This window comes from Hyphomonas sp. CACIAM 19H1 (genome assembly GCF_003325995.1).
Taxonomy (GTDB): domain Bacteria; phylum Pseudomonadota; class Alphaproteobacteria; order Caulobacterales; family Hyphomonadaceae; genus Hyphomonas; species Hyphomonas polymorpha.
On the sequence record NZ_CP016437.1, the window covers coordinates 88,547 to 101,119 of the forward strand.

A 12,573-nucleotide genomic window follows, 5' to 3' on the forward strand; every position below is an offset into this window, starting at 1 on the left:
TGATTTTCCGGGTCGCCTAGACGCGGTCGGTGTCGTAGGCGGCGATGGTGGCAAGGTCGACAATGTCGCCGACCGTAGCGCCCAGCGAGGCGATCTGCACCGGCTTTTCAAGGCCGAACAGCATCGGCCCGATCACGGTCGCCCGGCTCATCGCTTCCAGAAGGTTGGTCGCGATGGATGCCGAATGGATCGCTGGCATGACAAGGACGTTTGCCGGCCCGCTGAGACGGGAGAAGGGGTAGACCAGCCGGTGATGCGGGTTCATCGCCACATCGGCATTGACGTCGCCCTCATATTCGAAGTCAACGTCCGCGCACTGATCAAGAAGCGCAACGGCCTCCCGCACACGGTCTCCGCGCTCGCCCATCGGATTGCCGAAGGTGGAGTAGGAGAGGAAAGCCACACGCGGGGTGAAGCCGAGACCGCGCACGGCGCGGGCTGCCTCCAGGGCGATGTTCGCCAGTGTGGGGCCATCGGGCAGTTCATGCACGCTGGTGTCGGCAATGAAGATCGTCTTGCCGAGATTGATCACCATCGACATGCCGATAACGGCCTGGCCACCGATCGGGTCGAGCACCAGCATCGCGTCTTTCAGGGCGGCGTCGTAATTGCGGGTCACACCCGTCACCATGCCGTCCGCATCGCCATTCTTCAGCATGCAGCTGCCGAAGATGTTCCGGTCCTGGTTGACCAGGCGCTGGACATCGCGCTTGAGATAGCCCTGCCGCTGCAGGCGTGCATACAGCATGTCCACATAGATCGGGTTCTTGTCTGACAGGCGCGCATTGATGATGTCGAGCGAGCCGAGGGGGATGCCCATCTGCTCCATCGCGCGCTCTACCTGGGCTTCGCGGCCGATCAGGATCGGATGGCCAAGGCCCTGGTTCTTGAAGCTGAAGGCGGCGCGCACGACAGCGGGCTCTTCGCCTTCGGCGAACACGATGCGGCGCTGTGTTTCGCGGGCGCGGGCCTGCACGCCCTGCAGGAAGGCGGCAGACGGATCCGCGCGGCGCACAAGGCTACGGCGGTAGGCATCCATGTCGGCAATCGGTTTGCGGGCGACGCCGGTATCCATGGCGGCCTGCGCCACGAAGGGCGGAATGAAACTGATCAGGCGCGGGTCGAACGGGCTGGGAATGATATATTCGCGGCCAAAGCTCGGCCGGGCGCCGTGATAGGCGGCAGCCACTTCATCGGGCACGTCCTCACGGGCAAGCTCGGCCAGCGCGCGGGCGCAGGCGACCTTCATCTCCTCGTTGATGCCGCGGGCGCGCACATCCAGGGCGCCACGGAAAATGTAGGGGAAGCCCAGAACGTTGTTGACCTGGTTGGGATAGTCCGACCGGCCCGTGGCGATGATGGCATCGCTGCGGACGGATTTGATCTCTTCCGGCGTGATTTCCGGGTCGGGGTTGGCCATGGCGAAGATGATGGGATCTTTCGCCATCGACTTGACCATTTCCTTGGTCACCGCGCCTTTGACCGAGAGGCCGAGGAACACATCGGCCCCGTCCATGGCTTCGGCAAGGGTCCGTTTGGCTGTCTTGACCGCGAAGGCAGATTTGAACTGGTCCATCTTTTCCGTGCGGCCCTCATAGACCACACCGCCGGTGTCACAGATCAGAATGTTCTCGCGCTTCACGCCCAGATGGCGGATGAGGCCGGCGACCGACAGGCCAGCGGCGCCCGCGCCGGAAACGGCCACCTTTACATCTTTCAGCTCGCGGCCGGTAATGTGGCAGGCATTGATCAGGCCGGCGGCGGCAATGATGGCGGTGCCATGCTGGTCGTCATGGAAGACCGGAATGTCCAGTTCATCGCGCAGCCGGCTCTCGATGATGAAGCAGGCGGGGGAGGAGATGTCCTCCAGGTTAATGCCGCCCCAGGTGGCGCCGATATTGCGCACCGTGCGGATGAAGTCTTCGACATCGGTTGTGTCGACTTCGACGTCAAAGCTGTCGATGTCGGCAAAGCGTTTGAAAAGAACAGACTTTCCTTCCATCACCGGCTTTGAGGCCATCGGCCCCAGATTGCCGAGCCCGAGGATCGCCGTGCCGTTGGAGATAACCGCCACAAGGTTGCCCTTGGAGGTATAGTCATAAGCCCTGTCGGCATTTTCCGCGATGGCCAGCACGGGGATGGCCACGCCGGGGCTGTAGGCGAGCGAGAGGTCACGCTGGGTCCCCATGGGCTTTGTCGGCACCATGGAAATCTTGCCGGCGGTCGGCTGCGAGTGGAAATCAAGGGCTTCCTGGTCAGTGAAGCTCGGGCGCTGCATGGTCATCTCAGGTTCGCTCGGACGGTTGTTTTGTTGTTGTTGTCATTATCAATCCCCGTCTAGGCCGCGCCGGACGCCCTGCCAACAGTGAAATGGCGTGCGCAGGTGCCGCACTGCTTTGCGAATCTGCGGGATGCGGGCTAGCTTGCCGCGCCATGCCAGACACCGCCCGCCCCCCCGCCGCCGCAGAACCGACGCCTTTCATGGCGCAGTATCTGTCGATCAAGGCAGAACATCCCGATGCGCTCCTGTTCTTCCGCATGGGCGATTTCTATGAGCTGTTCTTCAACGATGCCGTAGAGGCAGCGCGCATCCTGGACATCACCCTGACGGCCCGGGGCGAACATGACGGCAAGCCCATTCCGATGGCAGGCGTGCCCTATCATGCGGCAGAGGGCTATCTCGCCCGCCTGATCAAGGGCGGATGCCGGGTGGCCGTGTGCGAGCAGATCGAGACCCCGGCCGAAGCCAAGAAGCGCGGCTCCAAATCCATTGTCCAGCGCGGTGTCGTCCGGATCGTGACACCGGGCACGCTGACCGAAGACGCTCTTCTGCCCGCCCGCCAGGGCCAGGCGCTGGCGGCGATTGCCTTTGCCGGCACGGGGGAGGCGGCCCTTGCCGTGTGCGATGTTTCCACCGGCGCGTTTGACCTGGCAGCGATCCCGGCCGCGCGGCTCGGCGAAGCGCTGCTCGCCTGGCCGCTGAGCGAGCTGGTGATTGCGCTGGAGGATGCCGATCGCCCGCTCATCCAGGAAGCGCGCGGATTTCTGAGCGCGCCGATTACCGAGCGTCCTGGCCGCGCGGCCAGCGCCAAAACCGGCGAAGCCCTGCTCAAGGAAGTGTTCGGGATCGCCGCGCTGGATTCTCTGGGAGAATTCAGCCGGGTGGAACTTGCCGCCGCGGGCCTGCTGCTAGACTATGTGAAGCTCACCCAGGCGGGCGCCCCGATCCGTCTGCGCGCCCCGCGCCGTCCTGATGCAGGCGGCCTCTTGCTGATCGACCCGGCCACCCGCGCCAGCCTCGAGATTGACCGCAGCATCAGCGGCGGGCGCGAGGGCACGCTGCTGGCGGTAATTGACCGGACGGTGACGGCGCCGGGCGCGCGCCTGCTGGCGTCGCGGCTTGCGCGTCCTTCCCGAAGCATTGCGGAAATCACCGCGCGCTATGATGCCGTCTCCCACCTCCTGGGCGATGCGGGCCTGCTTGAAGATGTCCGTGTCCGGCTGAAAGCGGCGCCCGATCTTGAGCGCGCCGTGATGCGCCTCAGCCTTGGGCGCGGCGGGCCGCGCGATCTTCTGGCGATTTCCAAAGCGGTGCTTTCCGGGGCAGAGGCTGCCGCAGTCCTCGGGCAGGGGCTGCCGCCTCGCCTGGCAGATGTGGCCGAAACGCTGGGGCTTGCCGGGGCGCCGTCCGTGCGCGCCTTTGCCGAAGACCTGCTGCGCGCGCTGACCGAAGCCCCCCCGATGCTGGCGCGCGATGGCGGCTTCGTCGCTGAAGGCTGGGATGCGGGCCTCGATGAAGTCCGTGCCCTGAGAGATGGTAGCCGCCGCGTGATTGCCGAGCTTCAGGCGAAGTATGCTGATCAAACGGGCATCTCTGCCCTGAAGGTCAAGTTCAACAATGTGCTGGGCTATTTCATTGAGGTGCCGGCGGCCAAGGCGGATTCGATGCTCCGCGCGCCGCTTTCCTCAGACTTCATCCACCGCCAGACGATGGCGGGCGCGGTGCGTTTCTCAACGCATGAACTTGCCGATCTGGCGGGCCGTATCAGCCGGGCCGAAGACGAAGCCAAGGCGCGCGAAATTGCAATTTTTGACGCCTTCTGCCGCAAGGCAGAGGACCTCGCCGGGCCCCTGGCGATCATCGCGGCCGCGCTGGCCGAACTGGATGTTGCCGCCAGCCATGCCGTCTGGGCCGCAGAGATTGGCGCCGTGCGCCCGCAGCTTGATCCGCGCCCGGTATTCGAGGCGAAGGGCCTGCGCCACCCCGTGGTGGAGGCGGCGCTGCGCCGGGAAGGCAAGGGCTTTACCGCGAATGATCTTGTTCTGGATGCGGACGGAACAGAAGGCGCCCGTTTCCTTCTGGTCACCGGCCCGAACATGGCTGGTAAATCCACCTATCTGCGCCAGTCTGCCCTGGCGGTGATCCTGGCGCAGGCCGGAGCGTTCGTGCCAGCAGCCTCCTTGCGGCTGGGGCTCGCAGACCGGGTATTCTCCCGCGTGGGCGCTTCGGATGATCTCGCCCGTGGCCGGTCAACCTTCATGGTCGAGATGGTGGAAACCGCCGCGATCCTCAATCAGGCCACGCCGGAAAGCTTTGTCATTCTGGATGAGGTGGGCCGCGGCACGGCCACCTGGGATGGCCTCGCCATTGCCTGGGCGGCAGCTGAACATCTTCACGATACGAACAGATGCCGCGCCATCTTCGCCACCCATTATCACGAGTTGACAGATCTGGCCGCCCGGTTGCCGGCAGCGGCCAACGCGTCCCTCAAGGCGCGCGAGTGGAAGCAGGATCTGATCTTCCTGCATGAGGTTCAGCCCGGCCCGGCAGACCGCTCCTACGGTGTGCAGGTGGCGCGGCTGGCGGGTCTGCCCCGCTCGGCAGTGACGCGCGCAGGCCAGATCCTCAAGAAACTGGAGGCAGGCCCGGCGGCGGCAGAAAGCCTGCCGCTCTTTGCCATGGTTGCCGAAGATCCGGCCCCGGAGTTTTCAGAGGAAAGTTCCGCCGTGATCGAGGCACTTGCCGCAGCAGACCCTGACAACCTCACGCCGCGTGAGGCCCTGCAGCTTGTCTATCGCCTGAAGGAACTCAGCCGGGGCGGCTAACGCCAGCCCCGCTCAGTTGGGCAGGCGCACGATCTCGTCTTCATCGGAAGGTTTGGCCGGTTGGGCGGGATCAGCCAGCGGCGCAGCGGGATCTTCGAGTTCATCAAGGTTGATGCCGAGATCCAGGCTCTCGCCAAAATTGCCACCGCCAAGTCCGCCGGCGCCCAGAACGGTGCTGCTCTGTCCGGAGCCGCCGAGGCCGCCTGATCCCAGAAGACGCGTGCCGCTGTCCTGTTGCGGTCCGATATTCAGGTTCAGCGTGCCGCTGAGTTCGCCCCCGGCGCTTGCCGTTGAGGTATCGATGGGAAGTGTTTCCCCTTCCACCGGCGCCGCCGGTGCGGCCTCTGCGGTGGACTTTGCCGGGTCCGAGCAGGCGGCGCCGGTAAGGGCGAAGGAGAAGAGAAGCGCAGCGGTCAGCGGTTTCATGATCATTCTCCGTAAATGCCGCAGGCGTCAGCCCACAGCAAGCTTTGCCTGCACAACGTCCCAGAATTTGGCAGCCGCATCAATGCCTGACAGTCGCTTGAGCGCCTGCACGCCGGTTGGCGAAGTGACGTTGACCTCGGTGAGGCGGCCCCCGATCACATCAATCCCGGTCAGCATCAGGCCCCGGCGGCGCAGCTCCGGCCCGATGGCTTCGCAGATATTCCGGTCGGCGCCGGAGAGCTCCGTAGCTTCCGCAGTGCCGCCCACGACCAGGTTTGACCGCACCTGTCCGGCTTTTGGCCGCCGGTTAATCGCGCCCACCGGTTCCCCATCGATCAGAATGATGCGCTTGTCGCCTTCGGAGACGGCCGGCAGGAAAGCCTGCACCATCACCGGTTCGGCTGAGCGGGAAAAGAACAGCTCCAGCAGGGAATCGAGGTTGGAATCCTCATACTGGAGGCGGAAAACGCCGGCGCCGCCATGGCCGAAAAGCGGTTTGACGATGATGTCCCGGTATTCTTCGCGGAACGCATCGATCACCTGACGGTCACGGCTCACCAGCGTCGGCGGCATGATTTCGGGGAACAGCAGCGGGAAGATTTTTTCCGGGCTGGAGCGCACCCCGGCCGGATCATTCAGCACCAGCGTCTGATTGGCGACGATCTCCAGAAGATGGCAGGCGGTGATGTAGGCCATGTCGAAGGGCGGGTCCTGGCGCATCAGCACCACGTCCACATCCCGCGCAATATCCAGGGTTCGGGCTGGCCCGAAAATGCCGGGTGTCTCGCGTACGCGCTGGACCTTTGCCGGCCGGGCCCAGGCGGTCACCCGGCCTTCGCGGAAGGAAAGGTCGCCGGGGCCATAGACGAAAATCTCGGCGCCGCGCGCCTGCGCCGCCTCGGCCAGGGCAAAGGTTGTATCCCCGTCGATGTTGACCCGTTCCAGCGGGTCCATCTGGATGGCAATGCGAAGCGTCACGCGTCAGTTCCTTCCGGCGTTGCCGGAAGGTGGGGCAGGGAGCGCGCAGCCCCCGCCCGTTTCCGGTTTAATAGCTTACGCCGCGAAGTTCGGGCAGCGGCTGGCTGTCATATGACGTGTCCGGCGCCGGTTGGTAAGAGGGGGAAGGAGAAACCGGCATCTGCGTCGTCGGGGCAGCCGGGCGGCGATTGTCCTCGGTCAGCCGCACATACGAAACCACCTGCTTCACGCCGCCCACCACGCTGGCTTCCTCGGCGGCCCGGCGCAGTTCGTCAGCCGAGCGGGCAACCCCCATCAGATAGACGACGCCGTTATAGGTCTCCACATTGATGTTGATGCTTTTCACCGAGCTGGAGCCGATCAGGCGCGAGCGGACCCGGGCGCTGATGATCTCATCGGCGACATTGGCGAAGAAGCCGCCCGGCTGCTCGATGGCCAGCTCATTGGCGACGTCCTGGGTGTAAACCGATGTCCAGGCGATCCCTTCGGCGCGGGTGCGGTCCTCGGCCGAGAAAACCCGGCCGGTCAGCAGCACCAGACCGCCGGAAACTTCCACGGCCACTTCGCCGAACCGGCTGGAGCTTTCCGACAGCAACCGCGCCTTGATCTCGTTGGAGGCGCCGATGTCATCAATCGTCTGCCCCACGGTCTGGTCCTTGGAGGCGGCAAAACCGGCCGCGCCCACAGCCCCGACAGCGGCTACCGCGCAATTGGAAAGCGGCAGAAGGGCAATCAGCGGAAGAAGGAGAAAAGGGGCGCGCATAATGGGGTATCCTGATACTGGCAGCGGAATTTTCCGATTACATTGCCGAAAGATACGGCGATTTTCCGGCAAACTATATTTAATTCCCTGTATCCCTGCTGAACGAGGTCTTAAGGCTGCGGGACCGGGCAGACGGGGGGATTGGCTGCCCTGATTGGCCCAGATGGGCTTTTTGCTGGTTGAAACCCGCCTGACATGGTAGTTTCAGGACATTATCAGCCAAAGGAGCCCCCGCCCTGTCATCCGCCCCCTCCCGCGCACAGCCGCCGAAAAGCGTCACGATCGAAGAGATCAGATCGGTCGCCGATGCGCTCTGCAAAGCCCTCGAAGACGACAAAGCAGAAGACCTGATCCTGGTCGACCTTCAGGGTAAATCCTCTCTCGCCGATTTCATGATCATCGCGTCTGGACGCTCGGGCCGCCATGTGGCGGCGCTGGCAAGCCATGTTGCTGAAGAAGTGAAAAAGCTCACCGGGCGCAAGCCCAGCGTTGAGGGTATGCCCAATGCCGACTGGGTGCTGATCGATACCGGTGACGTAATCGTCCACCTCTTCCGTCCCGAAGTGCGCGAATTTTACAATCTCGAGAAGATCTGGGTTTCCGACAAATCGGCCCACCGCGCCAGCGCGACCTGAGGCATGCGCCTTCAGATACTCGGCGTCGGACGTCTGAAGGACGGGCCGGAGCGTGACCTTACGGATGACTATCTCCGCCGGGCTGCTGCCATGGCGCGCGGCCTTGGCTTCAAGGGGCCGGAGGAGGCCGAGGTGGCCAGTGGCGGCGGGATGGATGCCGAAGGCGCCCGCCTGCTTGCCCGTATCCCGGAAGGCGCCCGTATCATCCGCCTGGATGAGGGCGGAGAGAACCTCACATCAGATGCCTTTGCCGCCCGCCTTTCCCGCTGGCGGGACGATGGAATGCGCGACGCCTGTTTCCTGATCGGCGGGGCTGAGGGCTACTCGGCAGACGTGCGCGCCGCTGCGCCGCAAACGCTGGCCTTCGGTGTTCAGACCTGGCCACACCGGCTGGTGCGCGCCATGCTGGCCGAGCAGATCTACCGCGCGATGACGATCCTCGCCGGAACGCCTTATCACAAGGCCTGAGATCGCGGTTCTGGCCGCTTCGGTAGTTGCGCTTGCGGCATTGCCGGTTCTAATGGCCCCGGCTGGAACAGGGCTATCAGCATGAGCGGGACAGGAAGACGAATGCCGGGCAGGGACTTCTGGAAAATCTACGGCCCGTTGATTGTCGTGGCGCTGATCGGTTTCATCTGGGCGCTGTCGGCCATGGACCCCGCCCCACCCAAATCCATCCGCTTTGCCGCCGGCGCCCCGGGCGGAGCCTATTATGCCTATGCCGAACGGTATCAGCGCCTGCTCGAAGAGCAGGGGATTGAGGTTCACCTCGTCGATACGCAGGGCTCCATCGACAATCTGCGGATGCTGGAAGCCGGGGAGGTGGATGTCGCCATCGTTCAGGGCGGCCTGGCCACGGCCAGGGATGCCGAGCTCCTGCGCTCGGCGGGCGGCATCTTTGAAGAGCCCTTCTGGGTGTTTGTCCGCGCCGATCATCCCGCTCAGAGTTTCGGGGAGCTGCGGGACGCGCGCCTGTCGATCGGGGCGGAAGGTTCCGGAACGCGGGCCCTCGCCCTCTCGATCCAGCAGCAATATGGCGGCGTCTGGCCGGAGGCCGCGCGCCAGTCGCTCGGCAGCACCGATTCCCAGGCCGCGCTGTTTGCGGGCGAGATTGACGCGGCCGCCTTTGCTGCCTCTCCGGGCGCCGCCTACATCCAGGCGCTGATGCGCTCCGGCGAGGTGCGGCTGTTGCCGTTTGACCGGGCCGAAGCGCTGGCGCGGCGGGAGGAAGCCCTCTCGGCGGTGACGCTGATCCGCGGCGTGATCGATGTCGGCGCTGACATTCCCGTCGGAGACGTGCCGCTGGTGGCCGCCATCGCGCAGCTGACGGTCCACAGAGACATTCACCCGGCCATCGAGGCGGTGCTGCTTGATACCGCCATGCTCATCCATTCGGAGCCGAGCCTCTTCAACAAGGGCGGCCAGTTCCCGAACATGACGAATGTAGACCTGCCGGTCAGCAAGCAGGTGGCCCGCTATTATCAGGATGGCCCGTCTTTCCTGCGCCGGTATTTCCCGTTCAGTGTGGCCAATTTCCTGGATCGCGCCTGGGTGCTGGCCATTCCGCTGCTGACGCTGGCCTTCCCGCTGGTGCGCGCCGCTCCGCCCATCTATCGCTGGCGCGTGCGCCGGAAGATCTATGTCTGGTACAAGGATCTGCGAGAGCTGGAAGCCCAGGGCAGGGCGCTGCCGAAGGGGTCAGCCCGGATCAGTGTCGAAAAGCAGCTGGAGCGGCTTCAGGTGGAGGTGGGCAAGCTGGAAGTGCCCCTCTCCTATACCGACGATCTCTACCGTCTGCGCAGTCATATCGAGTTCGTCAAACAGCTGCTGGTTTCGCATGAGCCGGTCACCGGCGTGACGATATAGCGTCAGGCCGAAAGGCCGGCAGCTTTCACCTCTGCCTGAAACGTTCGGGAGACAGGGGCTTCCTTGCCCGAAGGAAGCACGAGGCTGAGCTTGCTGCCCTGTTTGCGGGTGTCCCGCACGGCGCTTTTTGCCACCCACCAGGACCGGTGAACCTGCAGGCCGTCTGCCCCGGCCAGCTCCCGCATCGCATCGGCCAGCCGCATCAGGATCAGCTCCTCGCCATGGCTGGTATGGATGCGCAGGTAATGGTCCTCCGCGCTGACGGCATAGAGCTCCGCGGTGCGATATTTCACCGGCAGGCGGGACAGAAAGGTTTCCTCGGGGCTGGCGCCTTTTACCGGTTCGGTGACCGGCGCCAGAACCGTGCGCTCGATCATGATACCGACAGCGGTTACGGCGGCGGCGATCACCCAGACGAGGCCAAACAGGCGCGGCAGGTAGCCTGGCGGAATGGACCGGCCCGAGGTCAGCGCTTCCAGCAGAATAATCATGGCGGTGACGGCCAGGGCGGACGTGACGGACATGAGCGCCAACATCACCGGCACCCCAAACTTCCGGCCCGTGCGCTCCATCAACGTGCGGGTGGCCTCAGCGGAGAGGCTGCCGGTCAGCACCAGGCCGGTCCAGTAAAGGTAGGCGCCCCAGAGCGGCAGGTTTCCGGAGCCGTTATACGGGCTGATGATGGTGAGGAACGCGCCGATCACGGCATAGATGCCGATCTCCCTGAGGCGCCGCGTCCAGTCACCCGCGTTTTGCAAACGACCCCCCCTCGCATTTCGCGCTTCGTGAGCTGTTCTGGCTGTATTTCACGAAGGATTCCAGACCAGACACGCACTCCCGCTGGCAGCAGCGGGAAGGGGCGGCAGATTGAAGGCATCAGAGCCGGCGGCCCATGCCCGTCGGCGCTGATCCCGCCCAAACAGCCTGCCTCTGGAGCCCAGACCCATGATCTCGACCGCCGCCGCCAAACCTGAAAACCCCCTTCGCCGCCTGCGCCAGCGCCATCCCTACAAGATCACCGCCGGCGTGGCGGTGGGTGTCTATGCCCTGATCAGCCACATGATGCTGCAAGGGGAGGGGCCCGTCCGGGTGCGGGTGGATCTCACTCCGCTGCTGCAATCCCCGCTGGTGCTGCAGGCCCATGTGGTGGGCGCCGCGCTGGCCTTCGTCATCGGCTGCATTCTGCTGGCGGGCGTGAAGGGGCGGGCCATGCACCGCACGCTGGGCTATGTCTGGGTGGCGGCCATGGTTGTGACCGCCCTCAGCTCCTTCTTCCTGCAGAGCATCAATCCGGGCAGCTTCAGCCTCATTCATGCGCTCTCGGCCTGGACCATGATCGTCCTGCCAATGGGGCTGGCGGCTGCGCGGCGGAAGAACATCGCCAGACACCGGAAAGAAATGACGGGCATATTCGTGGGGGGCCTTTTGGTGGCCGGCCTGTTCAGCTTTCTGCCCGGACGGCTGATGTGGCACCTCTTCTTTGCCGTCTGAGCCAATCGCCGCTTTAAACCTGTCACGAAGCGCCGTTACAGTTCCTCCGAGGGATTTCAGGAGGAGAATATGGGACAGTTTCGGACACTTGCGGTCATCCCGGCCGCCATTCTGGCGCTGGCGTCGTGTCAAACGCCGCCACCTGCCACCGGTATACCGGCGAGCCAGGTCGCCTTGCTGCCCGATGAGCTTCTGTCTCCAGCCAGCGCCGAAGCGGCCCTGGAACTCTATTACCGCACGCTGCCGGAAGACTTCTTCCCCCGCGCGCCCAGAGGTCTCCCGCTGCCCGGCGATCAGGATGTGCTGACGCGCATCCTCGTCGGCTCCTGTTTCAATGAGGAGACGCCGGACGGAACGGCAATGTCGACGGTCTCCGCGCAGGAGGCGGACCTCTTCCTGATGATCGGCGACAATGTCTATGGCGACATGAACGGGCGCGCCTATGTCAACAATCAGGCGACCCTGGATGAGCTGCGCGAGAGTTTCAGCGATCTGGCTGCGCGCCCCGAATTTCAGGCTCTGCGGGCGAAACATCCGATGATGGTGGCCTGGGACGATCATGACTATGGCGCCAATGATGCGGGCCGCGAGTTCCCCTTCCGCCGCTTGGCCGAGCGTATTCATGAGCGCTTCTGGGGCCTGGAGAATGAGGATGTCGGCGCCTGGCCCGGCACTTATTATGCCCGCAGCTTTGGCCCGCAGGGCCAACGCGTCCAGATCATCATGCTGGACACCCGTTTTTTCCGCTCTCCCCTCCAGCCGACTGACGAATGGGGCGCCAAAGGTAAGGAGCGGTACGTTCCGTCCACCTCGGAAGGGCAGGATATGCTGGGCAATGACCAGTGGACCTGGCTGGAAAACCAGCTTCAGGAAGAGGCTGATCTGCGCCTCATCGTTTCCTCCATTCAGGTGATGACAACCGATGGCCACGGCTTTGAGGCCTGGTCGCGCCTGCCGGCCGAACAGGAGCGTCTTTATAGCCTGGTTGCCGAAACGGAGGCGGAAGGCGTGGTGTTTGTTTCCGGCGACCGCCACACGGCCTTTCTCTATAAGGACGAGACGGTGCTGCCCTATCCGGCCTACGAGATTACGGCATCTTCGATGAATGCGTCTTTCTCGCAAACGAGTTCGGAAATGGACCGGGCACAGATCGGGGCGGGCTATGCCCTGCAGAATTTCGGCGCCATCGAGATTGACTGGGAAAGCGGTACGGTCCGTCTTGCCATCAACAGCGACACCGGCGAAACCGTCAATGAAGTGGTTGCCCCGTTCCGGGCCGCAGCCGGAGAGTAACAGGCGCGCCGCTGC

11 protein-coding genes are annotated in these 12,573 nt (G+C 64.2%); 6 read left to right on the forward strand and 5 right to left on the reverse strand.

Annotation, left to right across the window (positions count from 1 at the left end):
* Positions 1-16: 16 nt before the first annotated feature.
* Entirely contained in the window at positions 17-2,284 is a 2,268-nt protein-coding gene (locus BBF93_RS00395; protein ID WP_114104672.1) for an NADP-dependent malic enzyme, read from the reverse strand.
* A gap of 149 nt (positions 2,285-2,433) precedes the next feature.
* On the opposite strand from BBF93_RS00395, the gene mutS reads away from it, so the two are divergent.
* Complete coding sequence (gene mutS, locus BBF93_RS00400) at positions 2,434-5,106, forward strand: DNA mismatch repair protein MutS (protein WP_114104673.1); 2,673 nt, start codon at positions 2,434-2,436, stop codon at positions 5,104-5,106.
* Positions 5,107-5,118: 12 nt separating this feature from the next.
* Here mutS and BBF93_RS00405 read toward each other — a convergent pair whose 3' ends face one another.
* The 3 genes from BBF93_RS00405 to BBF93_RS00415 form a co-directional block, all read right to left on the reverse strand.
* Complete coding sequence (locus BBF93_RS00405; protein WP_162786352.1) at positions 5,119-5,532, reverse strand: hypothetical protein; 414 nt, start codon at positions 5,530-5,532, stop codon at positions 5,119-5,121.
* A 27-nt stretch (positions 5,533-5,559) separates the two neighbouring features.
* Complete coding sequence (gene gshB, locus BBF93_RS00410; RefSeq protein WP_114104675.1) at positions 5,560-6,510, reverse strand: glutathione synthase; 951 nt, start codon at positions 6,508-6,510, stop codon at positions 5,560-5,562.
* A 67-nt stretch (positions 6,511-6,577) separates the two neighbouring features.
* Positions 6,578-7,273 (reverse strand): BON domain-containing protein, encoded by a 696-nt coding sequence (locus BBF93_RS00415; protein WP_035598957.1) that lies wholly within the window; start codon positions 7,271-7,273, stop codon positions 6,578-6,580.
* A 281-nt stretch (positions 7,274-7,554) separates the two neighbouring features.
* Here BBF93_RS00415 and rsfS point away from each other — a divergent pair, with 281 nt between their 5' ends.
* From rsfS to BBF93_RS00430, 3 genes are all read left to right on the forward strand, one after another.
* Positions 7,555-7,908, forward strand: coding sequence for a ribosome silencing factor (gene rsfS / locus BBF93_RS00420; protein ID WP_114104676.1), 354 nt, complete (start codon positions 7,555-7,557; stop codon positions 7,906-7,908).
* A gap of 3 nt (positions 7,909-7,911) precedes the next feature.
* Complete coding sequence (gene rlmH / locus BBF93_RS00425; RefSeq protein ID WP_114104677.1) at positions 7,912-8,376, forward strand: 23S rRNA (pseudouridine(1915)-N(3))-methyltransferase RlmH; 465 nt, start codon at positions 7,912-7,914, stop codon at positions 8,374-8,376.
* Positions 8,377-8,478: 102 nt separating this feature from the next.
* Positions 8,479-9,774: a TAXI family TRAP transporter solute-binding subunit gene (locus BBF93_RS00430; RefSeq protein ID WP_233349222.1), complete on the forward strand. Its 1,296-nt coding sequence runs from the start codon at positions 8,479-8,481 to the stop codon at positions 9,772-9,774.
* 2 nt (positions 9,775-9,776) lie between these two features.
* Here the strand turns inward: BBF93_RS00430 and BBF93_RS00435 are convergent, their stop codons facing one another.
* Complete coding sequence (locus BBF93_RS00435) at positions 9,777-10,532, reverse strand: LytTR family DNA-binding domain-containing protein (protein ID WP_051612561.1); 756 nt, start codon at positions 10,530-10,532, stop codon at positions 9,777-9,779.
* Positions 10,533-10,719: 187 nt separating this feature from the next.
* On the opposite strand from BBF93_RS00435, the gene BBF93_RS00440 reads away from it, so the two are divergent.
* Together BBF93_RS00440 and BBF93_RS00445 are read left to right on the forward strand one after the other, a co-directional pair.
* Entirely contained in the window at positions 10,720-11,265 is a 546-nt protein-coding gene (locus BBF93_RS00440) for a DUF2306 domain-containing protein (protein WP_233349223.1), read from the forward strand.
* Between the two features lie 69 nt (positions 11,266-11,334).
* Complete coding sequence (locus BBF93_RS00445) at positions 11,335-12,558, forward strand: alkaline phosphatase D family protein (RefSeq protein ID WP_114104679.1); 1,224 nt, start codon at positions 11,335-11,337, stop codon at positions 12,556-12,558.
* The last annotated feature ends 15 nt before the right edge of the window (positions 12,559-12,573 follow it).

Coding starts and splice junctions, on each gene's coding strand:
- BBF93_RS00395 (WP_114104672.1), bottom strand. CDS start 2,284: ATGACCATGCAGCGCCCGAGCTTCACTGACCAGGAAGCCCTTGATTTC.
- mutS (WP_114104673.1), top strand. CDS start 2,434: ATGCCAGACACCGCCCGCCCCCCCGCCGCCGCAGAACCGACGCCTTTC.
- BBF93_RS00405 (WP_162786352.1), bottom strand. CDS start 5,532: ATGAAACCGCTGACCGCTGCGCTTCTCTTCTCCTTCGCCCTTACCGGC.
- BBF93_RS00415 (WP_035598957.1), bottom strand. CDS start 7,273: ATGCGCGCCCCTTTTCTCCTTCTTCCGCTGATTGCCCTTCTGCCGCTT.
- rlmH (WP_114104677.1), top strand. CDS start 7,912: ATGCGCCTTCAGATACTCGGCGTCGGACGTCTGAAGGACGGGCCGGAG.
- BBF93_RS00430 (WP_233349222.1), top strand. CDS start 8,479: ATGCCGGGCAGGGACTTCTGGAAAATCTACGGCCCGTTGATTGTCGTG.
- BBF93_RS00440 (WP_233349223.1), top strand. CDS start 10,720: ATGATCTCGACCGCCGCCGCCAAACCTGAAAACCCCCTTCGCCGCCTG.
- BBF93_RS00445 (WP_114104679.1), top strand. CDS start 11,335: ATGGGACAGTTTCGGACACTTGCGGTCATCCCGGCCGCCATTCTGGCG.